The sequence below is a fragment of the Nocardia sp. NPDC004582 genome (assembly GCF_053602115.1).
On record NZ_JBSGCY010000033.1, the window covers coordinates 25810 to 52468 of the forward strand.

Annotated in this window: 23 protein-coding genes and 1 other RNA gene; 10 read left to right on the top strand and 14 right to left on the bottom strand. The window is 69.3% G+C overall.

Features of this window, described 5'->3' with window-relative positions; all coding sequences use genetic code 11:
- Positions 1-184: 184 nt before the first annotated feature.
- The 4 genes from ACWELJ_RS12535 to ACWELJ_RS12550 all read left to right on the top strand — a co-directional run bounded on the left by ACWELJ_RS12535 (position 185) and on the right by ACWELJ_RS12550 (position 4365).
- The gene (locus ACWELJ_RS12535) at positions 185-1024 is read left to right on the top strand and encodes an alpha/beta hydrolase (protein ID WP_452366274.1); all 840 of its coding nucleotides are present in this window, start codon (positions 185-187) and stop codon (positions 1022-1024) included.
- Between the two features lie 193 nt (positions 1025-1217).
- Positions 1218-2039 (top strand): class I SAM-dependent methyltransferase, encoded by an 822-nt coding sequence (locus ACWELJ_RS12540; RefSeq protein ID WP_452366275.1) that lies wholly within the window; start codon positions 1218-1220, stop codon positions 2037-2039.
- Between the two features lie 74 nt (positions 2040-2113).
- Entirely contained in the window at positions 2114-3412 is a 1299-nt protein-coding gene (locus ACWELJ_RS12545; RefSeq protein ID WP_452366276.1) for a PPE domain-containing protein, read from the top strand.
- A gap of 101 nt (positions 3413-3513) precedes the next feature.
- Positions 3514-4365: an alpha/beta fold hydrolase gene (locus tag ACWELJ_RS12550; protein WP_452366292.1), complete on the top strand. Its 852-nt coding sequence runs from the start codon at positions 3514-3516 to the stop codon at positions 4363-4365.
- 31 nt (positions 4366-4396) lie between these two features.
- On the opposite strand, the gene ACWELJ_RS12555 is transcribed toward ACWELJ_RS12550, so the two are convergent.
- From ACWELJ_RS12555 to ACWELJ_RS12580, 6 genes are all read right to left on the bottom strand, one after another.
- Positions 4397-4714 (bottom strand): hypothetical protein, encoded by a 318-nt coding sequence (locus ACWELJ_RS12555; RefSeq protein WP_452366277.1) that lies wholly within the window; start codon positions 4712-4714, stop codon positions 4397-4399.
- Positions 4715-4840: 126 nt separating this feature from the next.
- Positions 4841-5029, bottom strand: coding sequence for a DUF397 domain-containing protein (locus ACWELJ_RS12560; protein WP_452366278.1), 189 nt, complete (start codon positions 5027-5029; stop codon positions 4841-4843).
- Positions 5026-5925: a helix-turn-helix domain-containing protein gene (locus tag ACWELJ_RS12565; protein WP_452366279.1), complete on the bottom strand. Its 900-nt coding sequence runs from the start codon at positions 5923-5925 to the stop codon at positions 5026-5028. The genes ACWELJ_RS12560 and ACWELJ_RS12565 overlap by 4 nt, the downstream gene beginning before the upstream one ends.
- Positions 5926-6638: 713 nt before the next feature.
- Positions 6639-9653 carry a bifunctional [glutamine synthetase] adenylyltransferase/[glutamine synthetase]-adenylyl-L-tyrosine phosphorylase gene (locus tag ACWELJ_RS12570; protein ID WP_452366280.1) on the bottom strand — a complete coding sequence of 1005 codons (3015 nt, stop codon included), beginning with the start codon at positions 9651-9653 and terminating at the stop codon, positions 6639-6641.
- A gap of 201 nt (positions 9654-9854) precedes the next feature.
- The gene (locus tag ACWELJ_RS12575; protein WP_357278199.1) at positions 9855-11195 is read right to left on the bottom strand and encodes a glutamine synthetase family protein; all 1341 of its coding nucleotides are present in this window, start codon (positions 11193-11195) and stop codon (positions 9855-9857) included.
- A gap of 128 nt (positions 11196-11323) precedes the next feature.
- Positions 11324-12841 (bottom strand): alpha/beta hydrolase, encoded by a 1518-nt coding sequence (locus ACWELJ_RS12580; RefSeq protein WP_452366293.1) that lies wholly within the window; start codon positions 12839-12841, stop codon positions 11324-11326.
- 165 nt (positions 12842-13006) lie between these two features.
- On the opposite strand from ACWELJ_RS12580, the gene ACWELJ_RS12585 reads away from it, so the two are divergent.
- From ACWELJ_RS12585 to ACWELJ_RS12605, 5 genes are all read left to right on the top strand, one after another.
- Positions 13007-14137 (top strand): S1C family serine protease, encoded by a 1131-nt coding sequence (locus ACWELJ_RS12585; protein WP_452366281.1) that lies wholly within the window; start codon positions 13007-13009, stop codon positions 14135-14137.
- A gap of 109 nt (positions 14138-14246) precedes the next feature.
- A complete protein-coding gene (panB, locus tag ACWELJ_RS12590; protein ID WP_452366282.1) occupies positions 14247-15116 on the top strand; it encodes a 3-methyl-2-oxobutanoate hydroxymethyltransferase in 870 nt (289 codons plus the stop codon).
- Between the two features lie 200 nt (positions 15117-15316).
- A complete protein-coding gene (locus tag ACWELJ_RS12595) occupies positions 15317-15763 on the top strand; it encodes a hypothetical protein (protein WP_452366283.1) in 447 nt (148 codons plus the stop codon).
- A complete protein-coding gene (gene pip / locus ACWELJ_RS12600) occupies positions 15763-16719 on the top strand; it encodes a prolyl aminopeptidase (protein ID WP_452366284.1) in 957 nt (318 codons plus the stop codon). Before ACWELJ_RS12595 ends, pip begins: the two co-directional genes overlap by 1 nt.
- Positions 16720-17610, top strand: coding sequence for a CHAD domain-containing protein (locus ACWELJ_RS12605; protein WP_452366285.1), 891 nt, complete (start codon positions 16720-16722; stop codon positions 17608-17610).
- 119 nt (positions 17611-17729) lie between these two features.
- On the opposite strand, the gene ACWELJ_RS12610 is transcribed toward ACWELJ_RS12605, so the two are convergent.
- The 4 genes from ACWELJ_RS12610 to rnpB all read right to left on the bottom strand — a co-directional run bounded on the left by ACWELJ_RS12610 (position 17730) and on the right by rnpB (position 21201).
- Positions 17730-19211: an RNB domain-containing ribonuclease gene (locus ACWELJ_RS12610; protein ID WP_452366286.1), complete on the bottom strand. Its 1482-nt coding sequence runs from the start codon at positions 19209-19211 to the stop codon at positions 17730-17732.
- Positions 19212-19225: 14 nt separating this feature from the next.
- Positions 19226-19468 carry a hypothetical protein gene (locus ACWELJ_RS12615; protein WP_452366287.1) on the bottom strand — a complete coding sequence of 81 codons (243 nt, stop codon included), beginning with the start codon at positions 19466-19468 and terminating at the stop codon, positions 19226-19228.
- Between the two features lie 389 nt (positions 19469-19857).
- Positions 19858-20676, bottom strand: a complete 819-nt coding sequence (locus ACWELJ_RS12620; protein WP_452366288.1) for an SPFH domain-containing protein — start codon at positions 20674-20676, stop codon at positions 19858-19860.
- A gap of 93 nt (positions 20677-20769) precedes the next feature.
- An RNA gene (gene rnpB, locus ACWELJ_RS12625) (RNase P RNA component class A) lies at positions 20770-21201 on the bottom strand.
- A gap of 30 nt (positions 21202-21231) precedes the next feature.
- Here rnpB and ACWELJ_RS12630 point away from each other — a divergent pair.
- Positions 21232-22119 (top strand): alpha/beta hydrolase, encoded by an 888-nt coding sequence (locus ACWELJ_RS12630; RefSeq protein WP_452366289.1) that lies wholly within the window; start codon positions 21232-21234, stop codon positions 22117-22119.
- 40 nt (positions 22120-22159) lie between these two features.
- On the opposite strand, the gene ACWELJ_RS12635 is transcribed toward ACWELJ_RS12630, so the two are convergent.
- The 4 genes from ACWELJ_RS12635 to cobC form a co-directional block, all read right to left on the bottom strand.
- Positions 22160-23386, bottom strand: coding sequence for a bifunctional RNase H/acid phosphatase (locus ACWELJ_RS12635; RefSeq protein WP_452366294.1), 1227 nt, complete (start codon positions 23384-23386; stop codon positions 22160-22162).
- A 272-nt stretch (positions 23387-23658) separates the two neighbouring features.
- Positions 23659-24396, bottom strand: coding sequence for a zinc ribbon domain-containing protein (locus ACWELJ_RS12640; RefSeq protein WP_452366295.1), 738 nt, complete (start codon positions 24394-24396; stop codon positions 23659-23661).
- A gap of 195 nt (positions 24397-24591) precedes the next feature.
- Entirely contained in the window at positions 24592-25722 is a 1131-nt protein-coding gene (locus ACWELJ_RS12645) for a Nif3-like dinuclear metal center hexameric protein (RefSeq protein WP_452366290.1), read from the bottom strand.
- A gap of 78 nt (positions 25723-25800) precedes the next feature.
- Positions 25801-26659, bottom strand: an 859-nt coding sequence (gene cobC / locus ACWELJ_RS12650; protein ID WP_452366291.1) for an Rv2231c family pyridoxal phosphate-dependent protein CobC, incomplete at its 5' end; no start/stop codon positions are given.

Here is a 26659-nt window from a genome sequence, read left to right on the forward strand (position 1 = left end):
GATGCCGAGGATCGATCGTGCGCGCCGCCACGCGGTCGCCGGTGCCCGCCCCATCGCGCGTCCGATGCGCGAGAATGGCTCCGCCGGTTGGCGACATTTCGGACGCGCACGGTGGCGGCCGAGACGGCGACCCGGCACCCCTGCCCTCGTAGGTACGTGACGACCTCGACTCGAAGGAGCGGCGATGACCCGCACGGAGACCGGTGAATTCCAAGGCGCGGGCGGCCGCGTGTTCTGGCAGGCGTGGCTGCCCGACAGCGAGCCGCGCGCGGTGGCGGTGATCGTGCACGGGTACGCCGAGCATTCCGGGCGGTACGCGCATGTGGCGCAGCGCCTCGCCGAATCCGGGTTCGCCGTCTACGCGCTCGACCACACCGGGCACGGCAAGTCCGAGGGCGCGCGGGCCAATATCGGCTCGCTCGACACCGCCGCAGACAATGTGCGCACCATGCTCGCCACCGCCACCGGCCGCCATCCGGGGTTGCCGAAATTCGTCATCGGCCACAGCATGGGCGGGCTCACCACCGCCTACTTCGCCACCCGCGACCAGCCCGAGGTGGACGGCCTGGTGCTGTCGGGCCCGGCCATCGACATCGAGGCCGGCAATGCCGTGCAGCGCCTGGTCGCGCCGCTGGTGGCCAGGTATCTGCCGAATGTGCCTGTGGTGAAACTGGATTCGAAGCTGGTCAGCCGCGACCCCGAGGTGGTGCGCGCCTACGACGCCGACCCGCTGGTGCATCACGGCGGCGTGCCCGCCCGCACCGCCGGGGAGATGCTGCGCGCCGGGGAGTACGTCAAGTCGCACCTGGACCGGCTGACCGCGCCGCTGCTGGTCCAGCACGGCAGCGCCGACGGCCTCGCCTCACCCACCGGCACCGACCGGGTGGAACGCGACGCCGCGTCCAAGGACAAGACGATCATCCGCTACGACGGGCTCTACCACGAGATCTACAACGAGCCCGAGCAGGACAAGGTGCTCACCGACCTGGTGAACTGGCTCGAAGCGCACCTGCCCAGCGCCTGAGCGGATTTCACCCGCCCGGCTCACCTGTAGGTCTTCAGGCAGGCGTCCTCGCCGTCGAGGACGCCGGTCCGGAACGCCCCGAATCCGTGTTGTCCCCCATCTCGCCTCCCACACCACTCGGGACAAGTATCCACCGAGATATCGCACGAAGTCCCCGGTCCCGCAACGACAGTTCGTGACACAGTCGAGGACCATGAGCGACTATCGCGGCCTGAACCGGGCCAACTGGAACGATCGCGCGCCGCTGCACGCCGATTCCCTCGACTACCACCTGGACGAGTTCCGGACCGACCCGTCCTTTCTCAGCCATGTGGTGCGCTTCGATCTGCCACGGCTCGGCGATATTCGCGGCGTCGACGCGGTACACCTGCAATGCCATATCGGCACCGACACGCTGTCGCTGGCCCGGCTGGGCGCGACCGTGACCGGCCTGGACTTCTCCCCCGCCGCGCTGGCCGAGGCCCGCAAGCTGGCCGACGCCACCGCGACGCCGATCGAGTACGTCGAATCCGATATCTACGACGCGGTATCCGCGCTCGGCGGGCGGCGGTTCGGGCTGGTCTACACCGGGGTCGGCGCACTGTGCTGGCTGCCCGACATCCGCCGCTGGGCGATGACCGTGGCCGCGCTGCTGCGGCCCGGCGGCCGTCTGTTCCTGCGCGAGTACCACCCGGTGCTGTGGTCCGTCGACGAGACCCGCACCGATGCCCTGACCATCGGGTACCCGTATTTCGAGACCGCCGATCCGATGGTGTTCGACGACGAGACCACGTACGTCCAAACCGATTCCACCGTGGCCCATACGACGACCCACGAATGGAATCACGGCCTGGGCGAGATCGTCGAAGCCCTCCTGCAAGCCGACCTCACCCTCACCCAGCTCGTCGAACACGACAGCGTCCCCTCGAATCCCTTGCCGGGCCGCCTGGTCCACGACGAGCACTGGGAATGGCGTCTGATCGAACACCCCGAACGCCTGCCCCTCAGCTACACCCTGCAAGCCCGCAAAGGCTGAGCGGCGCCATCGGGAACCGGCATCGGCCCTCCCGCGTCCAAGCACTCGGAAGCCGGACGATGGGAGGGTCGCCGATGGAACCGGAAGCCTTGCGGCGCAGCGCCCGCCTGAGCCAATCGGGCGCCGAGCACGACCAGGCCCGCCTCGCCGGCCGCGCCACCGACCCCGACTACATCGACCGCGTCGAAGACTTCACCCAGCTGTCCCACCACCGGATCCACGACTGCGTCCAAGCCATGAATCCCGGCGACCTGCGCACCGCGGCCGACACCTGGGTCACCATCGCCGACAGCATCTTCGGCGCCGTCACCACCCTGCACGCCACCATCCACACCGCTCTCGCCGACAGCATGACCGGCCGCCTCGCCGACGCCGCCGCGGCCGCCGCCCGCCGATTCGTCCAGGACGCCACCGACACCGCCGAGATCACCCACAGCACCGGCCACCGCATGATCGCCGCCGCCTTCGGCGCCGAAGCCCTCCGCAAAACCGTGCCCCCACCGGTGACCCACGGCTCCCGATTCGACCGAGACGAGCAATACCAGCTCGCCCTCGCGGCCCTCGACGCCAACTACACGCCGATCTACCCGCCCGCGGGCTCGGGGATCCCCGCCTTCTTCGCGATCACCGCACCGGGCGAGTCCGACGCATCCGGAAACACCGGTGGCGCAACGGATCCGACCCCTGCCTCCAACCCACTGTCCGACACCGCGCTCGGACCCACGTCGAACCGCTACGCCATGGGAAATCCCGCAGACCTCGGCGAGCACCGGCCACAGGCCACCGATAGGACCACGCCAACGAATTCCTCAGCCGCACAGCCCATCCCCCAGCACCGATCCGATCTCGGCGAGCCGGCGATCGCTTCGGGACAGGCCGCGGACCCCGCCGCGGATCGGTGGTCATCGCACTCCGATCACGACCACCCGTCGACGACCGCCGACACCCATCCCGCCGCAATCCCAAGCTCCCCTTCCCCGCTCTCGACACCACCGGTCGGCGAACCGACCCGCCCCGGCCACCCCGCTTCCCCGGTCGGCACGCCACCGAACCGCTACTCCCCCATCCCCTTCCCCGACCCCGCCCGCAGCTTCCCGGCCCCAATCACCCCCGAGCCCGCCACTCAGCCTCGCCCCCTCACCCCGCCGTCCCGCCCCGAATCTCCCACCACCGCCATACCTCCGGGCATGTTCGCTCCCGCCGCCCGCACCCCAAACCCCGACGCGGCCCACACCTGCCCGCCCTGGCTCCTCCGCAACCGCGAGAACGAACTACTCGGCACCCCACCTCCCCACGTCCGCCCCACCCTCGGAGCCGAATTCCCCTCCGCCGGCATCGCCCCCGCACCCGCCCCGGACGACCACCTCGATTGACCCCGGACTGTCGGTGCCGCTGGAGTCAGCACAGCGAAATCCATTGCATCCCTCAACAATTACACATGTCGATCTCAGGAACGCGTTCTAGTTTCGAGTTCATGGAGACAACCTTTGAAGCCACGAAGCGTGAAATCGTCACGGACACAGGCGTTCTGCGATACCACGAGGTCGGTGATGGGCCACCGCTGGCGATGCTGCACGGTTCGGGGATCGGGGTGAGCGGCTGGCGGAACTACCGTGGCAGCCTGGCAGCGTTCGCGAAGCACTACCACTGCTACGTGCTCGAGTTCCCCGGATTCGGGATCAGTGACCCGGTTCCGGGCAATCCGGTCTGGACCGCGATGGATGCGGTGGTCCGCTTCATGGACGCGCTGGGCATCGAATCCGCGGCCGTCATCGGGAACTCGCTGGGCGGGGTGGTCGGGCTGAACCTGGCGATCCACCACTCGGCCCGTGTCGACAAGCTCGTGTGCATCGGCGGGGTGGGACCGAATCTGCTCACCCAGCCCCTCAGCGAGGGGTCTCAGATCCTGCAGGATTTCACGGAGCAGCCGACACGGGAGAACCTGATCCGCTGGTTGCGGTGCATGTCCTACAGTCCGGAACTCGTCACCGAGGAGTTGATCGAGGAGCGCTGGCAGACCGCGCTGGACCCGGACGCGCTGGACTCGATCAAATCCATGTATGGCAAACAGGCTTTCGCGGAGCGCGTGCGCATGCTGGCCGACACCGACAGGCCGCCGTACTGGGCGATGATGCACAAGGTCGCTTGCCCGACGCTACTCGCGTGGGGACGCGATGATCGCCAGACGCCGCTCGATATGGCCTTGCTGCCGATGCGCAGCATCCCGCACGCCGAACTGCATGTGTTCCCGAACTGTGGACACTGGATCATGCTCGAGGCGAAGGACGCGTTCGAACGCATCGCCGTGGAGTTCCTGCGACGCTAGACGATCCGCCGGCCGGCGCGGACGCTCCGGTCTACTCAGTCGAGACCAGGTGCATTCCGGTGGCCTCCACCCGGGGGCCGCAGATGAACGGACCGGCTCGAAGCAGATCACAGACCACCAGGTCGAGGATGTTCCAGTACATGTCGCTCGAGCCCTGACTCACCGAGAACCCCACATCACCGCCGAGCGCGCGCTCCAACGATCCGGTTTCGGCCACAACAGGCGTGGCGGTCCCTTCAGCGGCCGGCTGCAGCACCACCGGCGCGGCGCCGGCGGTTCCGGCCGCGGCAGCGGTGATCAGGCATCCGGCCACAACAGCGACAATGCGTTGGCTGGCAGCGACTTTCATGGGCGCTCCTCATATCTCGTGACGTCGTTGCCACCCTACGCACGTCTGAAGCATCAGAGTTCCAACTTTCCTGCCCCTACTTCCGTGGTCGGGCTCGCACACTCGGCTGAGCCGCGCGTCCCCGCGTCAGCGGTCCCAGATGCGGCTGCCGAGGAAGGCGTCCCATTCGGAGCCGTCGAAGAACAGTTCCGGGCCACCGGGATTCTTCGAGTCGCGAACACCGACTCGATCATCGTCCTGATAGACCTCGACGCACTGGTTCGAGGTCTCACTTCGGGTGGACTTGTACCACTGCCGGATAGGCGGATTGTTCACGCCGCATACTCCTTCGCCACCTCGAGCACCATGGTCCTGGTGTCGTCCTCAGTCAACGCTACCGTTTGCAGAGCGTCGATCGCCGCGCGATATCGGTCGATCACGTCTGTTCGATCGTGATAGAGCGCCCCTACAGCACCCTCGAGGTAGACGACCGGCGGCTCTGTCAGGCGGCTCTGGAGACTGTCGAACTCGAGCAACGTGAATGACTGCATCACAAGACCCCGATGAGGTCCGATACCGAATGGAATGACGCGGATACCAACGTTTTCCCGCTCACCCACCTCGGCCAGCCAGCGCAGCTGCGCGGCCATCACGGCGGGTTCCGCTGGGCGATGCCGCAGGACCGCCTCCGACAGAAAGACCTTCAACTGGAAGGCGGGGTTATCGAGGCGGGTCTGTCGACGCTCCATCAATTCGATCCGCCGCTCGGTATCGACGATCGACAGCTCCGGCGCATCGAGCTTGGCGATCGCCCGGCGATAATCAGCTGTCTGCAACAGACCGTGGACCAACACGAGCTGATGCGTGGTCATGCGATCGGCTGCCGTTTCGAGCCGCAGGTAATGCGGAAAATGCGAAGGTAATTGATCCGCGTACGGCTGCCAGAACCCTTTCGAATTTCCTTGCAACTTATCGGCTTTGGCCTGTTCTCTGACCTCTTTCCAGAGATTCAGCGCCTCCGCTCGACTCGCCTGGTCTGCCTGATAGAAGGTGAGCAGGCTTTCGAGCTGCATGGTGGTCATCTTCGTGAGCAGCCCGTCTTCCAGCCGCACGATGGTCATGCGAGAGGTTTCAGCGTGTAGCCCAGCTGCCAAGGCCGTCTTCTTCGCCCCTTCTCGCATCTGACGCAAGAAGTTTCCAAATGCCCTGCGGGAGACCGTTGATCCGGCCATGTTAGTTAGCCTCGCAATCTACGGATTGCTCAGGACCGGTGTGCTCATGGTGAGCATGCACACCATGAGCGTGCACAGCCTGAGCATGCACAGTATGTGCACCCATCGTAATTCGCGTGCAGCACACAGTGAACGGAACTCGTCGGCCATCCTGGGTGCACCGGGAATCAGCGCCGAGCGAAAACGCCCGCGACGCTGTTCGGGAATCAGGCCATTCGGGAACCACACGATTCGAGGGGATGCCGTAATGCTTTGGGACACATGGGCGCTGCTGTCGATTCTCGCCCTCTGCCTGGCCGTGATCGGCTGGAGCGGGTGGGGTTTCTACCGGGATGAGCATCCGGGTGGTGAGGCCCGGTTTCTCAGACTGTGTCTCGACGGTTCGAGGTATGTGGAGGCGCCTGCGCGCGGGCGGGCGGGGCGGCTGCACCGCGGCCGGCATCGGACGTAGGGCGGTGACGACGTTGTCCTGGACCACATCTCGGGTCAACCATCACCGACTGCCGCTGACGCCGTCGATGCGGACTTCCGACGGCGTGAGGATCCTGTTGTGGCCGCATCGGCTGTGCACCGCGGGCGACGGCCATCAGCCCGGTTCGTGTAGCGCGCGCACGCAGCTGCTCGCGATCGCCCGTCAGGCCGGGTGGGCCTGGGTCGATGTCGAGTATCCGGGGCGATAGCCTCCCTGTCCCGCCGACGCCTCCCGCGCGTCGCTATTCGCCGCCGAAGACCCTTTCCACCACTGTTTTCGCGCGGCGGGTGACGCGCATGTAGTGGTCGAGGAATTCGCTGCCGTCGTCGTTGGGCCAGCCGGCGACGCGGGCTACCGCGGAGAGGAGGGTGCCGGGGCCGGGGAGTTGGTCGGCGGGTTTGCCTCGGACCAGGACCAGGGCGTTGCGGGCCTTGGTGGCGGTGAGCCAGGCGTCGCGCAGGAGGGCGGCGTCGGCGGTGTCGATGAGTTCGGCGCGTTCGATGGCGTCGAGGGATTGCAGGGTGGAGGTGTTGTGGAGTTCGGGGACCTCGTGGGCGTGCAGCAGTTGCAGGAGCTGGACGGTCCATTCGATATCGGCGAGGCCGCCGCGGCCCAGTTTGGTGTGGGTGGCCGGATTGGCTCCGCGCGGGAGGCGTTCGGAGTCGACGCGGGCCTTGATGCGGCGGATCTCGCGGACGCCCTCGGGCGACATGCCGCCCTCGGGGTAGCGGACCGGATCGATGGTGCGCAGGAAGCGGACTCCGAGTGCGGGGTCGCCCGCGACCTGGTGCGCGCGCAGCAGCGCCTGGACCTCCCACGGCTGCGCCCACTGCTGATAGTAGGCGGCGTACGCGGCCAGGGTGCGGACCAGCGCGCCATTGCGGCCCTCGGGGCGCAGCCCGGCGTCGACCTGCAGCGGCGGGTCGGTACTCGGCGCGCCGAGCAGCCGCTGCACCTGTTCGGCCACGCCGACCGCCCATTTCACCGCGACGGTCTCGTCCTCGCCGGGCCGCGGGTCGCAGACGAACAGCACGTCCGCGTCGGAGCCGTAGCCCAATTCCATGCCGCCGAGCCGGCCCATGCCGATGACGGCGAAATCCGCGGGCGCCGGCCGGCCGAGTTCGGCCTCACTGGCCCGGATCACGGCCTGCAGCGCGGCTTCCAGGGTGGCGATCCACACCGAGGACAGCGCCGCGCACACCTGCTGGACGTCGAGCATGCCGAGCACGTCGGCGGAGGCGACCCGGGCCAGCTCGTGCCGGCGCAGCGAGCGCGCGGTGGCGACCGCGCGCTTGGGATCGTCGTAACGCCGTGCCCCGGACAGGATTCCGCGCGCCACGTCGGCGGGCTTGGTGGCCAGCAGCAGCGGCCCGTTCGGGCCGTCGGCGTACATGCGGATCGTCTCGGGCGCGTTGATCAGCAGATCCGGCAGGTACGCCGAGGAGCCGAGCACGATCATCAGCCGTTGCGCGATCGCCCCTTCGTCACGCAGTTCGCGCAGGAACCAGATCTCGTTGTCCAGGCCCTCGGAGACCCGCCGGTAGGCGAGCAGGCCCGCGTCGGGATTGGGTGTCTCGCCGAGCCATTCGAGCAAGGTGGGCAGTAGCAGCGCCTGAATGCGACCCTTGCGGCCGACCTCGCCGGTCAGCGCCTTGAGGTGGCCGAGCGCGTTCTCCGGGGACACGTAGCCCAGCGCGGCCAGCTGCCGCACGGCCGCTTCGGGGCTCAGGCGCAGCTGGGCGGCGTCCATGCGCGCCACCGAGTCCAGCAGCGGCCGGTAGAACAGCTTGGCGTGCAGCCGCCGCACCCGCACCGCGTTGCGTTTGATCTCGCTGGTCAGCACCCCGACCGCGTCCTGCCGCCCGTCGGGGCGCATGTGCGCGGCGCGCGCCAGCCAGCGCATGCCCTCCTCGTCCTCGGGGGCGGGCAGGGTGTGGGTGCGCTTGAGCTTCTGCAGCTGCAGCCGGTGTTCGAGCAGGCGCAGGAATTCGTAGGAGGCGGTGAGGTTGGCGGCGTCGTCGCGGCCCACGTAGCCGCCCGCGGCCAGCGCGCCCAAAGCCTCCACGGTGCTCTGCACGTGCAGCGACTCGTCGGCCTTGCCGTGCACCAATTGCAGCAGCTGGACGGCGAATTCGACATCGCGCAGACTGCCGTGCCCGAGTTTGAGCTCGCGTTCACGCAGGTCCGCGGGCACCAGGTCCTCGACGCGACGGCGCATGGCCTGCACGTCGGCCACGAAGTCGGGCCGCTCGTTGGCCGCCCACACCATGGGCATGAGGGCCTTCTGGTACTCGCGGCCGAGGTCGAGATCGCCGGTGGCGGGCCGCATCTTGAGCAACGCCTGGAACTCCCAGGTGCGCGCCCAGCGCTTGTAGTAGGCGATGTGCGAGTCCAGGGTGCGGACCAGCGCCCCCGCCTTGCCCTCGGGCCGCAGCGCGGCGTCGATCTCGAAGAAGGCGGCGCTGCCGACGCTCATCATCTCGGCGGCGAGCCGGGTGGCGGTGGTGTCGGCCGGCTCGGCGACGAAGATGACATCCACGTCGGAGACGTAGTTCAGTTCCCGCGCACCGCATTTGCCCATGGCGATGACGGCCAGATGCACCGGCACGTCACGGTCCTGGCACACCCGCGCGACCGCGACCGACAGCGCCGCGGTGAGCGCGGCATCGGCCAGATCGGTGAGGTGCTGACCCACCTGCTGGTACGGCAGCACCGGTTCGTTCTCGACGGTGGCGGCCAGGTCGATGGCGGCCAGCAGCATGAGCTGATCGCGATACCGCTTGCGCAGCAAGGCGATCGCCTCGGGCCCGGAGATCCCCGCCCGGTACATCATGGGCCCGGCCGCGGCCCCGCTCTCCGGGACGGCGTGCACGGCGTCGAGCAGATCGGCCAGCACTTCCGCGCGGCTGGGCAGCGTGGGCCGCCGCAGCAGCCGCCACGCGTCCGGATCGGCCACCAGGTGGTCGGCGAAGGCGCTGGAGGAGCCGACCAGCGCGAACAGCCGCCCGCGCAGCGCGGAGTCGCGGCGCAGTTCGGAATCCACGGCGGCCCAATCGCTCCCGAGCCGCTCACGCAGCCGGATCAGCGTCAGCAGCGCCAGATCGGCGTCGGGGGAACGCGACAGCGCCCACAGCAGGGGAACGCTGTCCACGTTGTCCCACGCCAACTCTCGCAGAGAGGCGGCGGCCGACGGCTCGAGCAGACCGAGCCGCCCGACACCGGGCACAGCGGAACGAGCAGTCGGTGGCCGAACCATGCCCTTCAAATTACAGGTCGCGCCCACCAGACATGCCACCCATCCCGCTCAAACCAGACACTGTGTCCAATCCGCTTCCGGTCCGCGACGCCACCGAGTGGCCACGGTGACGTGCCGATCAGGGCATGAGAGTGACGGCGAGAGACGCGAATCGGGCCGCGATCACGAGGATCGCGGCCCGATTCGGGTGTTTTGCGAGGGTCAGAGACCCAGGTATTCCTTCAGCTCGTACGGCGTCACCTGGGCGCGGTAACCCGCCCATTCGCGGCGCTTGTTGCGCAGGAAGAAGTCGAAGACGTGCTCGCCGAGGGTCTCGGCGACCAGTTCGGACTTCTCCATCGCCTTGAGCGCCTCGTCCAGGGACGCGGGCAGCTCACGGAAGCCCATGGCGCGACGCTCGGCCGAGGTCAGCGACCACACGTCGTCCTCGGCCTCCGGGGGCAGCGTGTAGCCCTTCTCGATGCCCCGCAGGCCCGCGGCCAGCAGCACCGCGAAGGCCAGGTAGGGGTTGCAGGCGCTGTCAGGGCTACGGATCTCGACGCGCCGCGAGGCCGACTTGTTCGGGGTGTACATCGGGACCCGCACCAGCGCAGAACGATTCGAGCGACCCCAGGAGGCGGCCGTCGGGGCCTCGCCGCCGTGGATGAGGCGCTTGTAGGAGTTCACCCACTGGTTGGTGATCGCGGAGATCTCGTGCGCGTGCTCGAGGATGCCGGCGATGAAGGCGCGCGCGGTCTCGGACAGGTTGTCCGGATCGTCCGGGTCGGCGAAGGCGTTCTGCTCGCCCTCGAACAGCGACATGTGGGTGTGCATGGCCGAACCCGGGTGGTCGGCGAACGGCTTGGGCATGAAGCTCGCGCGCACACCCTCGTCGATGGCCACTTCCTTGATCAGGTAGCGGAAGGTCATGACGTTGTCGGCCATGGACAGCGCGTCGGCGTAGCGCAGGTCGATCTCCTGCTGGCCGGGCGCGCCCTCGTGGTGGCTGAACTCCACCGAGATGCCCATGGACTCCAGCGAGTCGATGGCGTGGCGGCGGAAGTTCGGGGCCTCGTCGTGCACGGCCTGGTCGAAGAAGCCGCCGTTGTCGGCCGGGATCGGCGAGGTGCCGTCGTGCGGGCCGGGCTTGAGCAGGAAGAACTCGATCTCCGGGTGCACGTAGCAGCTGAACCCGAGGTCACCGGCCTTGTTGAGCTGACGCCGCAGCACGTGCCGGGGGTCGGCCCACGACGGCGAACCGTCGGGCATGGCGATATCACAGAACATGCGCGCCGAATGCTGATGCCCCTTGGAGGTGGACCACGGCAGCACCTGGAAGGTGGACGGATCCGGCTTGGCCACCATGTCCGCCTCGGAGACCCGGGCAAACCCCTCGATGGCCGAACCGTCGAAGCCGATACCCTCCTCGAACGCGCCCTCGAGCTCGGCGGGCGCGATCGCCACGGACTTGAGATATCCCAGGACATCGGTGAACCAGAGACGCACGAAACGGATGTCCCGCTCTTCGAGCGTCCGGAGCACGAATTCCTTCTGACGGTCCATGACCGCGACTGTAGGGTCCCGGAGTTAAATCCGTGTTACATACGTCGACAGATTCAACTCTCGGAACCCTCAGCAGTGACGACCCCGAACCGCGCGGCGATTCCGGCGCGCGGCCCGGGCGCCATCGATCAGCAGGTGAGGCCCTGGGCGGGCTGCTTCAGGTCGACCAGGTAGTCGATGACCGGGTCGTCGACGCATTTCACACCGGACAGCGACACCGTGTGGCGTGTCCCGTTGAAGGTGATGAGCGACGCGCCGAGCTGCTGGGCCAGGTCCACGCCGGCCTGATAGGGGGTGGCCGGATCCTCGGTCGTGGAGATCACCACGACCTTGGGCAGGTTCGGGATCGAAAGCTTGTGCGGGGTGCTGGTATTGGGGACCGGCCAGATGGCGCACAGTTCCAGCGGGGCGGCATCGCTGCCGTGGCCGTCGTCGAGGAACGGCGCCACCCGGCGATAGTCGGCGTCCTGCTTGGCGGCGACGGCGCGGTCGCTGATGGCCGGATCGTCCACGCAGCGGATCGCGTTGAAGGCGTCGGCGCTGTTGTCGTAGGTGCCGTCGTCGTGGCGGCCGTCGTACATGTCGGCCAGCGCGAGCAGCGTGTCGCCGCTGCCCTGGGCCAGTTCGCGCAGGCCCTTGGTGAGGGCGGGCCACAGGCGGTTGGAGTACAGGGTCTGCTGGACGCCGGTGACGGCGTCGCCGTAGTGCAGGCCGCGACCGTCCTGGGTGGGCACCGGCTTGTCCCACAGCGGGTCGACGAGGGCGCGGAACTTCTTGGTGGCCTGACCGGCATCGTCGCCGAGCGGGCAGTTGGTCTTCTCCTTGGCCGCGCAGTCCACCGCGTAGGCGTCGAACGCCTTCTGGAAACTGGCCGCCTGCGCGACCGACTCCTTGACCGGATCCTGCTCCGGATCCAGCGCGCCGTCGAGGACCAGGGCGCGCACCTTGTCGGGGAACTTCTCGGCGTAGGCGTAGCCCAGGCGGGTGCCGTAGGAGTAGCCCACGTAGCTCAGCTTGGCGTCACCGAGCGCGGCCCGGATCACGTCCATGTCCTGCACGACCTCGCGGGTGCCGACGTGGCCGAGGAACTCCTTGCCGGTGCGCTCGACGCACTTGTTCGCGAAGTCCTTGTTCTCCGCCTCCAGCGCGGCGATGCCGGCGGGCGAGTTGTCCTTGTTCGGCTCGGCGCGCTGGGCGTCGTTCTCGGCGTCGGTGCGGCACTTGATCGCGGGCTGCGACGCGCCGATGCCGCGCGGATCGAAGCCGACCCGGTCGAAGCGGTCGGCCAGCGCAGTGTTGTCGCCGAGCGTGACCATGCTCAGGCCGGTCACGCCCGGGCCACCCGGATTGAACAGCAGCGAACCGATCTTGGCGCCGCTCGCCTTGACCCGCGAGATGGCGATCTTGGCGGTGGCCCCGCCGGGATTGGCGTAATCGACCGGCACGGTCACCCGGGTGCACTCGGCCCCGCGCGGCATCTGGTCCTCGCTGTACTCGCGGCAGCTGCCCCAGTTCAGGGTCTGGTTGTAGAACGATTCCATCCCCACCGGTGCCGACGCGGTGGGATTGCCGTCCACCACGCTGGTGCACGCAGCCGCGGTCATCGCCAACGCCGTCGCCATGAGCACGACCCGGCCGGTTCGCATCAACGCCATCCCACGATCGTGCCATGTCACGGTTTCGGCCATGGTGGAGGTGCGGCGCCGGTCCGGCTCGGTACGTGGGTGTTCGCACGGAAAGTCCCCAGGCCGCTCTCAGAAACCGCATGCTTAATGGGAGAGAACCGGGGGCTCTACATACGAGGGGATGCCATGTCCGTGCAACCACTTTCGCCGAATCGGTCCACTACTCGCTCGACCCGCCCCCGCGCGCTGCGCATCGCCGCGGCGGCGGTGGTCGCGCTGACCGCCACGCTGGGACTGGTCGCGTGCGGGCCCTCGACCCTGCCGGGCGCGCCGGTCGCGGAATCGCCGGGCGGGGTGACGAAGAGCCAGCCGATCGACTTCACCACCGCGCCAGCCGATCTCGACGCGGCCGCGCGAAATGTGGTGCCGGGCATCGTGGATATCGACACCGAGCTCGGGCTGCAGAACGGCCAGGGCGCGGGCACCGGCATCGTGCTGGGCTCGGATGGCATCGTGCTCACCAACAATCACGTGGTGGAGGGCGCGACCAGGATCTCGGCGACCGATCTGGGGAACGGGCAGACCTACGAGGCCACCGTGGTCGGGTTCGATCGCAGCGAGGACATGGCCGTCATCAAACTGACCGGGGCGGCGGGGCTGCAGACCGCGCCGCTCGGCGATTCGGACAAGGTGACGGTCGGTGACGCCGTGGTCGGCGTCGGCAACGCGGGCGGCCGCGGCGAGCCCACTCCCGCCCAGGGCACGGTGACCGCGCTGAACCGGTCCATCACCGCCAGCGACGAGACCACCGGCAGCTCCGAGCAGCTGACCGGTCTCATCCAGGTGGCCGCGAATATCGAGCCGGGCGATTCCGGCGGGCCGCTGGTCGACGCGACCGGCAAGGTGATCGGGATGGACACGGCCGCGTCCACGGGGTTCCGGTTCAGCATCGGCGGCGGCCAGGGCTTCGCCATCCCGATCAACAAGGCGGTCGGGGTCGCCAAGCAGATTCAGGCGGGCCAGGGCTCGGACCGCGTCCACCTCGGCGACACCGCCTTCATCGGCGTCTCGGTGACCTCCGCCGGAGGCGGCGCGCAGATCCGGGGCGTGGTGCAGGGCGGGCCCGCCGATCAGCTCGGGCTGGCCCCTCGCGACGTCATCACCGGCCTCGACGACCACACCATCACCACGGCCACCGACCTCACCGCGACCATGGACCTGCACCACCCGGGCGACACCGTCACCTTGAAGTGGACCGACGCGACCGGGCAGAACCGGTCCGAGCGCATCCAGCTGGCGAAGGGACCGGTCGGCTGAGATGTGAGCAATTGCATTCCTGGGGTGAGCGGCCGCGATGGCAGACTGAGGACGTCAGAACAACCCGGGGACCCGGCACGGGCCTCGAGGAACGACGAAAGGGACGATGATGTCCGTATCCGATGCGGAAACCCCTGTGTACGGTTCGGCGCCGAAAACTCCCAACCGCGGGGAGGCGGAGCGAAAGCGGAAGACGCGAGTGCAGCACCTGCAGCAGATGAAGCAGGCGGGCGAACGCTGGTCGATGCTCACCGCCTACGACTACTCCACCGCACGGCTCTTCGAAGAGGCCGGGATTCCGGTCCTGCTGGTCGGCGACTCGGCCGCCAATGTGGTGTACGGCTACGACACCACCGTGGCGATCACCGTCGACGAACTGATCCCGCTGGTGCGCGGCGTCGTCAAGGGCGCCCCGCACGCGCTGGTCGTGGCGGACCTGCCGTTCGGCAGCTACGAGTCCTCCCCCGAACAGGCACTGGCCACGGCCGTGCGGTTCATGAAGGAGACCGGCGCGCACGCGGTGAAGCTGGAGGGCGGCGAGCGCGTCGCCGACACCATCCACAAGCTCACCGCCGCCGGCATTCCGGTGATGGCGCACATCGGTTTCACCCCGCAAAGTGTCAACACCCTGGGCGGATTCCGGGTGCAGGGCCGCGGCGACGGTGCCGAGCAGCTCATCGCCGACGCCATCGCGGTGCAGGAGGCCGGGGCCTTCTCGGTCGTGATGGAGATGGTGCCCGCGGAGCTGGCCGGGCAGGTCACCCGCAAGCTGACCATTCCGACCGTCGGCATCGGCGCGGGCGCGGAATGCGATGCGCAGGTGCTGGTCTGGCAGGACATGGTGGGCTACACCGGCGGCAAGACCGCCAAGTTCGTCAAGCAGTTCGCGGATGTGGGCGGGCAATTGCGCACCGCCGCAGCCACTTACGCCGACGAGGTGCGGCGCGGGGTGTTCCCCGGCCCGGAGCACAGCTACTGAGCGGTCCGGCCGCGCAGTGAACCAGAACGCCCCCGCGATGATCGCGGGGGCGTTTCGCTGCGCGATGGGCCGATGCCCAACCCGGCACGACCCATAGCTTCCGGCTATTCCCCAGCCTTCGGGCCCCGTCATCTCGGTCCACAGCCCGCTTTTGGTGGCAGACTCGAAAGCCAACGAGCTGGAACGACCAAAGGGAATTCATGGATCGTGGAACGAGTCGCTGGATCCGCCGCACGTCGCTGCTGGGCGCGGCGCTGGCCGCCGTCGCGTTGACCGCGGCGTGCGGGGACAACACCTCCACCGGGTCGTCGCAGCCCAAGGGCTCCGGCTCACCGCTCACCACGGCGCCGGCGACCACGCCGAGCACCGGTGCGGCGTTGAACATCTCCGACGATCAGGCCAAGCAGATCTGCGACATGCTGCGCCCGCAGCTGTCGGACTGGCGGGTGCAGGGGCCGACGCTGGGCAAGATCGCGTTCAACGCGACCGTGCTGCAGTGGGCCACCCAGAACGGCTTCCTGCTGCAACTGCCGGGCGATCGCGGCGTGGTCGACCGGGTCACCACCAAGAGCTGTTCGGACGTGCGGGATCAGACGCTGTCGGCGCTGGAGATCCCGAATATGGCCGCGGGGCTGGTGGCGGGCTGATGCGCACCCTGTACCCGGTGATCGAGCCCTACGAGCAGGGCATGCTGGACGTCGGCGACGGCCAGTCGCTCTACTACGAGGTGAGCGGCAATCCGGACGGCAAGCCCGCTGTCTTCCTGCACGGCGGGCCGGGCGGCGGCACCGCGCCCTACCACCGGCAGTTCTTCGATCCCGAGGCGTACCGGATCGTGCTGTTCGATCAGCGCGGGTGCGGGCGGTCGACGCCGCACATCGCCGACGGGGCGAGCCTCGAGCACAACACCACCTGGGATCTGGTCGCCGATATCGAAAGGCTGCGAACGCATCTGGGCGTCGAGCGGTGGCTGGTGTTCGGCGGGTCCTGGGGTTCGACGCTGGCGTTGAGCTACGCCCAGACCCATCCCGAGCGGGTCGCCGAGCTGGTGCTGCGCGGCATATTCCTGTTGCGGCGCAAGGAAATCGATTGGTACTACAATGGCTCCGCGGGGTACGTGTACCCCGACGAGTGGGAGAAGTTCCTGGCGCCGGTGCCGGAAGCCGACCGCGGGCACGACCTCGTCGAGGTCTATCACCGCCTGCTGCACTCCCCCGATGCCGCTCTCGCCACCGACGCGGCCGTCGCGTGGTCCACCTGGGAGGGTGCCACGAGTTCCCTGCTGCCCCAGCCGGATCGGGTCGCCGAGACCGCCGATCCGCGCTTCGCGCTGGCCTTCGCGCGCATCGAGAACCACTACTTCGTCAACCGCGGCTTCCTCGACGAAGGTCAGCTGCTGCGCGACATCGACCGCATCGCCCACATCCCCGGCGTCATCGTGCAGGGCCGCTACGACGTCGTGTGCCCGGCCACCAGCGCCTGGGATCTGCACCGGGCCTGGCCGAACTCGGAACTGCACCTGGTGGCCGACGCCGGCCACGCGGCCCTCGAACCCGGCATCACCCACCACCTGGTGGAAGCCACCGACAAGTACAGGACGTAGATGAGCACCACAGCCGGTCCCGCCTTGGTCGACGCAGTAGCCGCCGATGTGGACCGGCTGTGTACCGCCGAACCCGATGTGCGCCAGGACCTTCCGGACTCGGTACACAAGATGCGGGTGGCCACCCGGCGACTGCGCAGCGTGCTCAAGTCCTATCGGCGGGTGTTGCGCCGCACGGCCGTCACCGAGATCACCGACGAATTGCGCTGGCTGGCCGGGCTACTCGGGGTGGCGCGGGACGCGGAGGTCCGCGCCGAACGCTTCACCGAGCTGCTCGCCGTCACCGCGACACCCGCCGAACAGGCGGTGCCGACGGACGAGAAGGCCGTTCACCACCAAGGTTTCGCACAGCGGCTCATCACCGAGGAACGCGACACCTATGCCGGAGCCCACCGCGCGGTGGTCGCCGCGTTCGGCGACCGCCGCTACGCCGCGCTGCTCCGTGACCTGCGGGACTTGATCACCGACCCGCCGCTGAAGGACTCCCGCGCCGGCGAACCCGCCGAACCGGTCTTCACCAAGGTCCTGCGCCGCGACCTCCGCAAGCTGCGCCACCTCGTGCACGCCGAGCACGGCCTGTCCGGCGACGAGCGCATCGAGCGGCTGCACGATATCCGCAAGGCCGCCAAGCGATTGCGCTACTCCGCCGAGGCCGCCACCGCCGTCCTCGGCAAACCCGCCGAGGACCTCGGCAAGCAGGCCAAACACCTGCAGGGAGTGCTCGGCGACCATCGTGACGCCGTGGAAGCCCTGAACACGATCCGCACCCACGCCGTCGACGCCGACTACACCTACCAGCGCCTCTGCGACGCCGAGGCGGCAGCCGCCGCCAAAGCCCTCGCGCAGTACCCCGACGCCGTCGAATTCGTCCACCACCACCCGCTGAGCTGACCGGCCGGCACGGACCACCACGGCGGCAGCGTCTCGCCGCCGCGCGCCCTTCGGGCCCAGCGGGCCGCACCAGGGACCCGCCGTCCTCGGCATCATGCTCGCCATGGTGGCGCGACAGGTCAGGGGCTGGAGGCGGGTTCGGCTCCGGGCGGATAGGAGAAGGTGACGGTGCGGGTGGCGGGGTCGGCTTCGGCGAGGCGGACCTGGATGTTCTCGCCCTCGGGCGGCTTGCCGGTGCACTTGGCCAGGACGGGTGGGTCGGCGATGAAGATCTCGGCGGGGCGGGTGCCGTTGGCTTCGCGGAGCACGACGGCGTCGAAGTCGGTGTGCAGGCGCGGGGACAGGACGGTGGCCTCGGTGAGGTCCAGGCAGGCGCGTTCGACCTTGCCGGCGAGGGCGTCGGTGCGGCGCATGGTGTCGACGGCGGTGCTGAGTTCGTCGAGAACCCAGTGCGGGACTTCGGTTTTCGCGCAGAAGGCCAGGCAGATCTCGGTGGCGTAGCGGTCGGCGAGGCGACGCAGCGGAGCGGTCACGTGAGCATAGGTCCCGGCGATCGCGCTGTGCCGCAGCGTTTCCGGGTCCTGCCCGTTCAGGATCGTGTAGTTCGCCCCGCGCAGCAGACTGACGGCTTCCGACATGAGCACCAGGGCGGCGGGAGTATTGCAGTCCAGACCGGCCAGCATGCGGCCCACCGACTCGTCCGTCGGCCAGGCCACCCCGACCGCCGCGGCGGTACGCCGCATGGACTCGATAGCCGTGGGCGGAGCCGGGGGCATGGTCCGCAGCAAACCCGGCGGCGCGGGTTTGCCGGAGCCGTTCGAGTTATGTCCATCAAGCATGATTCGGGCAGCGCACATGCCGGTCAGGAGGGAAACCTGTTCGTTCCAATCGTCGGCGGCGGTACGCGGTTCGATAGCGAGTTGCCAGTGATCGACTCCGGCTTGCGCGCCGTCGCGCACCACGGTCTGGGCGGGCAGTCGCAGCGTGATCGCGCCGCGCGCGATGCCGGCCGCGATGCGCAGCCGCCCGAAGTCGGGCAGCGCGGCGATCGACGGGTGCAGGCGGCCGTTGTCGGCGTCGGCCTGCACGCCCTGATAGTCGAGGCGGGCGCGGGAACGGACCAGCGCGCGGGTCACCGAGAAGCGCACCGGTTCGGCGTGCGCGTCGCATTCGATGGTCCACAACGCGGCCGGGCGGTCGACGTCGGGCAGCAGGCTGGCGAGGCCCTCGCTCAGCACCGGCGGGTGCAGCGGGACGGTGCCGTCGGGGAAGTAGAAGGTCTGGCCGCGGGCCAGCGAGGCGCGGGCCAGCGGCCCGCCGGGGACGACCACCGCGGCCACGTCGGCGATGGCGTAGTGCAGGAGGAATCCGCCGCTCGGGGTGCGTTCCAGGCAGACGGCCTGGTCCAGATCCATGGCACCCGGGGGATCGATGGTGACCAGCGGAATCTCCCGCCGGTCGGCTCGGGCGCCCGCGAACGCGTCGACCGCGTCGCGGGCTTCCGAGACGGCCTCGGACGGGTAGTCCGAGGCCAGTCCGAACTCGGTTCGGACGGCGCCGAAGTCCACCGGCGCCGACACGATCCGTTGATGCAGTTCCACTGCGGAGACTGTCCCTACTGCAGGGCCAGCATCGTGCCGTTCAGCTCGTTGAACGGACCGTACACGGTGAACACCACGCGGCCGCCCGGGTACTGCGACGACAGCGCCGCGGCCGAGTCCAGGGCTTCCCCGAACGACGCGGCCGACGGATGCGGCAGGCCGGCGATGACCTGTCCGAAGTGGTTCTGCGCCACCCACTGCGTGTCCGCCGCGGTGAGATCCACCTGAATCCCGCCCGGCAGCGGCGTCACGGCCACCGCGGAGGCAGAACCGGCACCCAGCACAGCGGAAGCGGCAGCGGCGAGAAACGCTCCAACTGCCAGTTTGCGAGCAATTCGCATTGAGACGAGACCTGCTTTCCGACGTTTGTTGAGCCCTTGTCCCGTCGCGGACCGCTACGGAACTTTCCAACGCGCAACACTTTATGACGTCGATCACGTTCGATGCCAGTTCAAGGCCGATAACCGGCCCGACACGCCGAGCCGCGCCGGTACACACCGGGTGGCGCGCCGCAATTCTTGCTCGCCGCGCGGACCGCCTATCGACCGCGCAGTCCGCCCGGGAACTTGGCACTGAAGAGTTTGAATGCATACGCGACGGCGAACAGCACCACGATGGCCGCCGGTTGAACGAGACCAGCCATGACTTACTCCCTCATCTCTTGTGACGCACCGGAGTCCTCCGGCGCGGTCCGGGCCGGTGGCCGCCCGCTGCGTTCGAGGAAACGCAGCAGCTCCACCGGGAACGGCAACACCAGGGTCGAATTCTTCTCCGCCGCAACCTGAACCACGGTCTCCAGGAATCGCAGCTGCAACGCGGCGGGGGCTTCGGACATATTGGCGGCGGCCTGGGCCAGCTTCGCCGAGGCCTGCAATTCGCCCTCGGCGGAGATGATGCGGGCGCGGCGTTCGCGTTCGGCCTCGGCCTGTCGCGACATGGAACGCTTCAGCGCGTCCGGCAACGCCACATCCTTGATCTCGACGCGGTCGATGTGCACGCCCCAGTTCAGGGCGGGCGAGTCGATGAGCAATTCCAGGCCCTTGTTGAGCTGCTCCCGATTCGACAGCAGATCGTCGAGTTCGCTCTTGCCGATGATCGAGCGCAGCGACGTCTGGGCCACCTGCGCGACCGCGAACAGGTAATCCTGCACCTCGATGAGCGCGCGCATGGGGTCGATGACCCGGAAGTAGACGACCGCGTCCACCCGGACGGTCACATTGTCGCGCGTGATGCCCTCCTGCGCGGGCACCGGCATCGTGACCACCTGCAGGGAGATCTTCGACATCTTGTCCACGCCCGGAATCAGCAGCCGCAACCCCGGCTCCCGCACGGCCCGCACCCGCCCGAGCCGGAACACCACGCCCCGCTCGTATTGCGTGACCACCCGAACCCCGGCCGCCACGCCGATTCCGGCGATCACCACGATGGCGGCGAGCCATCCGAGCAGCAGATACAGAACATCCATGGCGAGCTCCGCGAAAATATCTCCGCGCCATCGGAAATCCGACGGTGTGCCTCCATGATGGCACCGGAGGGTGAACCCCGCGACGGGGAAAGGCGGACGAGCCGGTCTGTAAGCCGGATCCTGTCCCCGACGTCGCGACGCCGGGTGGCGACCATCCATCTGGACACACCGTTGCCGGGTGCCTCGAGCGGTCCACCCGCAGGCTCGGGCGAGCAGCCCTCGAACACCTGCGCAGCCGCACTCTCGCGAGTGCGGCCTTCGACCTTGCTCCGGGCGGGGTTTACCTAGCCGCGCCGGTCACCCGGCACGCTGGTGCGCTCTTACCGCACCGTTTCACCCTTACCGGCGGTGCACTTCTCGCGAAGTGCGGCCCGCCGGCGGTTTGTTTTCTGTGGCACTGTCCCGCGGGTTGCCCCGGGTTGCCGTTAACAACCGCCCTGCTCTCCGGAGTCCGGACTTTCCTCGGCGACAGGCTGCGGCACACGCGTTGCCCGTTCCTCTCGCCGCGGCCGCCCGACCGACTCGTCCGCGGCCACCAGGGTACGGTAGGTGGCCATGGAGCGTGTCGAGGTGGGGTTCCCTTCGGGTGTCGAACAGTGCGCCGGCTGGCTGTATCTCCCAGATGGTCCGCCGCGGCCGCGCCCGCTGGTGGTCATGGGACACGGGCTGGGGGCGGACCGCGAAATGGGGTTGGATCGGTACGCGCGGCGTTTCGCGTCGGTCGGAATCGCGGTTCTGGCCTTCGATTATCGGCATTTCGGCGCCAGTGGGGGCGAGCCCCGGCAGGTGATCAATATCGCGCGGCAGCGCGAGGACTGGCATGCGGCGATCGCGTTCGCGCGCACGATTCGCGGGATCGACGCGACGCGAATCGCCTTGTGGGGCAGTTCCTTCGGCGGCGGGCACGTGCTCGCGGTGGCGCCGGACGACCATTACATCGCGGCGGTGGTGGCGCAGTGCCCGTTCACCAGCGGCTGGTCCTCGGCGCTGGCGAAGGGCCCGTTCAGTCTGATCAAGACCGGCACGCTGGCGGTGACGGATCAGGTGGTGGGGCCCATCATTCGCCGCCCGATCACCGCGCGGCTGGCGGGCAAGAAGCACTCCGCGGCATTGATGAGCGCCGCCGACGTGCCCGCCGGATTCGGGCGGCTCGCCGAGGAGAGCGCGCAGTACCGGCCGAAGGTGCCGGCGCGGATCGGGCTGTCGACCCTGTTCGACAATCCGACGCGGCACGTCAAGGACATCAAAGCGCCTGTGCTGTACGCGATCTGCGACAACGACTCGGTGGCCCCGGCGGGCCCCACGGTGAAGGCGGCCGAACGGACCAAGCACGCCACCGTGAAGCGCTATCCGATCGGCCATTTCGACATCTACTTCGACGACTGGTTCGAGAAGGCGGTCTACGACCAGACCGAATTTCTGATGGCCACCCTGCGTCCGTGAACCGAACCCCCTGTGGCGCAGGGGGTTTCCCAGGCTCCGGTCAGAGATACGACGTGTCGTTGACCAGGCGCACCGACGAGCCGCCGTCGGGATAGAACTCCCCGATCGACAGCGACGCCAGATCCAGGTGCAGCCGGTACAGCAGCGACGGACCCACCCCGAGCGCCAGCTGCAGCAGCGTCTTGATCGGCGTGACATGGCTGACCACCAGCACATTCGCGCCCGGATACAGCGCCACCAGATCCCGCCGCACCGACTCGACGCGCTCACGCACCTGATCGAAACTCTCGCCGCCGGGCGCGGAGATCGACGGATCGCCCAGCCACCGCCCGTGCAGCTCCGGATCATGTTCCCGGGCTTCCAGGAAGGTCATGCCCTCCCAGGCCCCGAAGTCGGTCTCGGTCAACCCTTCCAGCACCCGGACTGGCAGCCCGAGCGCCTTCCCGGCCGCCTCCGCGGTCTCGCGCGCCCGCCCCAGCGGCGAGCACACGATGGCCTCGATCCCACCCTTGCGCACGAGCATGGCCGCCGCGTTCGCGGCCTGCTGCCGTCCGAGCTCGGTCAGCGGCGGATTGCCGCGCCCCGAATACCGGCGTTCCACCGACAGTTCCGTCTGCCCGTGCCGGAGCAGCAGCAGCCGTGTCGGCCGCCCCATGGCCCCGGTCCATCCGGGCGCGGGCGTGGCGGCGGATGCGGGACTGTCCACGACGCCGCCCGCCACCGCGGCGGCGACCTGCCCGAGGGTTCCCTGACGGCTCCCGGAATCACGGTCGGCCACCGTCGAATTCGAGTCCTCGGATCCCAGGTCGGCGGGTCGGCCCAGCGCCTGGCCCGACTCCCGCAGCGCCGTGCGGACCTCGGCGACGGTGTCGGCGTCGTCCATGGCCTCGTTGGCGAGCCGGTCCGCGTGCGAGTTCTCCTTGCGCGGAATCCACGCGAAGCTCACCCGATCGAACCCGGCCACCAGCCGCCGCGCCCGATCGGCGAGCGGAATCATGGCCTCGTGCTTGACCTTCCAGCGCCCGGACATCTGCTCGACGACCAGCTTGGAGTCCATGCGCACGGACACCTCCCGCGCACCCAGCTCGGCGGCCGCCTCCAGACCCGCGATGAGGCCGCGGTATTCGGCGACATTGTTGGTGGCCACCCCGAGGAATTCCTTGCGCTCGGCCAGGACGCGCGCACGATCGGCGTCCCAGACCACCGCGCCGTACCCGGCGGGGCCGGGATTTCCGCGGGAGCCGCCGTCCGCTTCCACGATCACCATGTCCACCAACGCTGTTCACCTTCCGTGCAGGTCCGAGAATCGGCCGGCGGGTCACACCGCCGTGGCGTCGAGGTCCGCGCCGCGCGGCACCCGGTTCGCGGGTCGGCCGCCGCGCCGCCTCACCGTGTCATCGCCTCGGGTATCCGGAGCGGGCCAGGCGTCGATCCTGTCGCGTCGCCGTGCTGGTTCGCGGTATTCGGGCTGTCGTGTCGTGTGCCGGTCCACGCCGGGCGGCACGGGTGCCGCGCGCCGGTGAGCGCGCGGCGGTCGGGTCAGAGCCCGGAGTGCTTGGTGCGCACCAGGATCGCGCCGCATTCGGGGCAGCGGACGACGACGTCGGGGGCGGTCTGGGCGATGCGGGAGATCTCGCCGCGGTCGAGTTCGATGCGGCAGGCGCCGCAGCGGCGGGCCTGGAGCAGGGCCGCGCCGACACCGTAGGTGGTGCGCTGCTTGTCGTAGGCGGCGAGCAGGTCGGCGGGGAACGTGTTGGTCAGGGCGGTGCGGTCGGAGTCGCAGCGCTGCTGGGCGACGGCCAGGTCGGCGAGGGCGCTGTCGCGCAGGCGCTCGGCGTCGACCAGTTCGGCCTCGGCCTGGTCCAGGTTGGCCCCGGCGTGGGCGTGCGCGGCGGCGGCGGCCTCGCGGCGCTCCATCACCTCGATCTCGTCGTCCTCGAGGACCTTGCGGCGGCGTTCCAGGCTGGTCAGCTCATGTTGCAGTTCGGAGAGCTGCTTGGCGCCGACCGACCCGGCGGTGAGCAGGCCGCGGTCGCGTTCCTCGCGCTTGCGGACGGCCTCGATCTCGCCTTCCAGCTTGCGGATGTCGCGATCGAGGTCGTCGATCAGGATCTCGGCCTTGACCGCCTCGTCCTTGCGGGTGGTGCGCTCCGCGGCCAGCCGATCCACTTCCTGCTGCTCGGGCAGCACCTTGCGGCGATGCTCGATCCGCGTCAGCTCGGCGTCGACGGCGGCGAGGTCGAGCAGCTTGGCCTGGATCGATGGTTCGGCATTCAACGCGAAGGTCTCCTGGACGCTATGGACGAAATTCAAGACTCCCACCGTACCGTGTCTAATTTGCCCTCCGCTTCGCTCCGGGCGGGTTCGCGGCCCCGAGGTCTCGATTCTTCCCTCCTCCGCTCCTCCGCTCCGCTCCCCCGCCCCGTCGGTCCAGAATCGAGACGGCCGCGAACCACCGGTGTGATGCCCAGGTCAGCAGTCCGACGCGCCCAGGGTCCAGGGGTCGGTGCGCAGGGCGGAGACGCGGGTCTCGAGGCCGGGCAGGGCGTGGCGGACCACACCTTCGGCCTGCCCGCACCACGGGAACTCGGTGGCCCAGTGGGCGGCGTCGATCAGGGCCGGGCCGCCCGCGCGCAGGTGTTCGTCGGCGGGGTGATGGCGCAGGTCGGAGGTGACGTAGGCGTCGACGCCGAGGCGGGAGACCTTGCCCAGGAAGGAATCTCCCGCGCCGCCGCAGACGGCGACGGTGCGGATGACCCGGTCCGGGTCGCCGGCGGCGCGCACCCCCCAGGTGGTCGCGGGCAGCGCGGCGCGCACGCGAGCGGTGAACGCGCGCAGGGTTTCCGGGGCGGGAAGCTCGCCGACGCGGCCGATGCCCAGACCGGACGGCAGGTCGGCGCGTTCGGTGACGTGATAGGCGGGTTCCTCGTACGGGTGAGCCGCGCGCAGGGCGGCCAGGATCGCGGCCCGGCGCGACGGCGGGGCCACCACCTCGAGGCGATCCTCGGAGACCTCGTGCAGCTCGCCGACCACGCCCAGGGCCGGATTGGCTCCCTCGAGGGGCCGGAACTGGCCGGTGCCCGCGACCGTCCAGGCGGCGTCGGAGTAGGTGCCGATCGTGCCCGCGCCCGCCGCGAACAGGGCGTCCAGCACGGCGTCGCGGTGCGTGACCGGCACCTGCACCACCCACTTGTCCAGGGGAGTCATCGGTTTCGGATCGAGCGGACCGGTGACGGTCAGCCCGATCGCCGCCGCGAGCGCGTCGGAGACACCCGGATCGGCGGAGTCGGCATTGGTGTGGGCGGTGAACAGCGCGCAACCCGACCGGATGAGCCGATGCAGCAGCGCGCCTTTCGGGGTGTCGGCCGCGACGGTGTCCACGCCGCGCAGCAGCAGCGGGTGGTGCACGACCAGCGCCTGGGCGCCCCACTCGATGGCCTCGTCCACGACCGCGGCCGTGGCGTCGACGGCGAACAGCACCCGCGAGACCGAGTCCCGCGGGTCGCCGCACACCAAGCCCACCGAATCCCAGGACTCGGCCAGCCTGGGCGGGTATGCCGTATCCAAGGCCGCGATGAGATCCGCCAGCCGCACCGTAGTCACCACAATCGAACCTCTCCGACTCTCGGGGCCGGTGGGGCCGCCGCCCCGCGAAACCCCTGCCATTGCCGCCTTACCTGATCACAATCCCACGTCGCGGATTGCCGCGACCAGCCGATCCACCGCTGCGGCGCCCCGCACCGCGACCCGCAGGAAACCCGTTTCCAGCCCGGGGAACGTGTCGCCGCGGCGCACCGCGATCCCCTTGTCCGCGAGCCGCTTTCGCAGCAGTTCCGCGTCCGGCACCCGGATCAGCAGGAACGGACCCGACGCGGGCTCGTGCACCTCGACGCCGAGCGCCCGCAGCCGCGGGATCATGGCGGCGCGGTCGGCGGCGATGCGCTCGGCCATTCGCCGCGCCCGCGCGACGGCGGCCGGTTCGCTCACCGCCGCGATGGCTTCCAGCTGCAAGGTGCCCAGCGGCCAGTGCGCGCGGCCGTGATTCAGCCGCGCCAGCACCTCCGGCGCACCGAGCGCGTACCCGCAGCGCAGTCCCGCCAGCGCCCAGGTCTTGGTGAGGCTCCGGAACACCAGTACATCCGGATGACGCTCTCCGGCAAGGGATTCCGACTCCCCCGGCACCGCGTCGGCGAACGCCTCGTCCACCACCACGATGCGTCCCGGCCGGCGCAGCGCGCGGAGGCTGTCCGCCGAGTGCAGCACGGAGGTCGGGTTCGTGGGATTGCCCACCACCACCAGATCCGCGTCTTCCGGCACCACGACACCGTCGAGGCGGTACGGCGGTTCCAGGATCACCCGAGTCACCGGCGCCCCGGCCTCGCGCAGCGCCAGCTCCGGCTCGGTGAAGGACGGATGGATCACCGCGGCCCGCCGGGACACCAGCCGCGGCAGCATCGCGAACCCCTCGGCCACCCCGGCCAGCAGCAGCACCTCGTCGATCGAGCGTCCGTGCCGCGCGGCCACCGCCGCCCGCGCCGCC

Excerpts from the sequence above, each read along its gene's own strand:
- ACWELJ_RS12595 (WP_452366283.1), top strand. The coding sequence starts at position 15,317 with ATGGATCGTGGAACGAGTCGCTGGATCCGCCGCACGTCGCTGCTGGGC.
- ACWELJ_RS12535 (WP_452366274.1), top strand. The coding sequence starts at position 185 with ATGACCCGCACGGAGACCGGTGAATTCCAAGGCGCGGGCGGCCGCGTG.
- ACWELJ_RS12605 (WP_452366285.1), top strand. The coding sequence starts at position 16,720 with ATGAGCACCACAGCCGGTCCCGCCTTGGTCGACGCAGTAGCCGCCGAT.
- ACWELJ_RS12540 (WP_452366275.1), top strand. The coding sequence starts at position 1,218 with ATGAGCGACTATCGCGGCCTGAACCGGGCCAACTGGAACGATCGCGCG.
- ACWELJ_RS12630 (WP_452366289.1), top strand. The coding sequence starts at position 21,232 with ATGGAGCGTGTCGAGGTGGGGTTCCCTTCGGGTGTCGAACAGTGCGCC.
- ACWELJ_RS12545 (WP_452366276.1), top strand. The coding sequence starts at position 2,114 with ATGGAACCGGAAGCCTTGCGGCGCAGCGCCCGCCTGAGCCAATCGGGC.
- ACWELJ_RS12570 (WP_452366280.1), bottom strand. The coding sequence starts at position 9,653 with ATGGTTCGGCCACCGACTGCTCGTTCCGCTGTGCCCGGTGTCGGGCGG.
- ACWELJ_RS12585 (WP_452366281.1), top strand. The coding sequence starts at position 13,007 with ATGTCCGTGCAACCACTTTCGCCGAATCGGTCCACTACTCGCTCGACC.
- ACWELJ_RS12555 (WP_452366277.1), bottom strand. The coding sequence starts at position 4,714 with ATGAAAGTCGCTGCCAGCCAACGCATTGTCGCTGTTGTGGCCGGATGC.
- ACWELJ_RS12565 (WP_452366279.1), bottom strand. The coding sequence starts at position 5,925 with ATGGCCGGATCAACGGTCTCCCGCAGGGCATTTGGAAACTTCTTGCGT.
- panB (WP_452366282.1), top strand. The coding sequence starts at position 14,247 with ATGTCCGTATCCGATGCGGAAACCCCTGTGTACGGTTCGGCGCCGAAA.
- ACWELJ_RS12550 (WP_452366292.1), top strand. The coding sequence starts at position 3,514 with ATGGAGACAACCTTTGAAGCCACGAAGCGTGAAATCGTCACGGACACA.
- pip (WP_452366284.1), top strand. The coding sequence starts at position 15,763 with ATGCGCACCCTGTACCCGGTGATCGAGCCCTACGAGCAGGGCATGCTG.
- ACWELJ_RS12620 (WP_452366288.1), bottom strand. The coding sequence starts at position 20,676 with ATGGATGTTCTGTATCTGCTGCTCGGATGGCTCGCCGCCATCGTGGTG.
- ACWELJ_RS12580 (WP_452366293.1), bottom strand. The coding sequence starts at position 12,841 with ATGCGAACCGGCCGGGTCGTGCTCATGGCGACGGCGTTGGCGATGACC.
- ACWELJ_RS12635 (WP_452366294.1), bottom strand. The coding sequence starts at position 23,386 with ATGGTGATCGTGGAAGCGGACGGCGGCTCCCGCGGAAATCCCGGCCCC.
- ACWELJ_RS12575 (WP_357278199.1), bottom strand. The coding sequence starts at position 11,195 with ATGGACCGTCAGAAGGAATTCGTGCTCCGGACGCTCGAAGAGCGGGAC.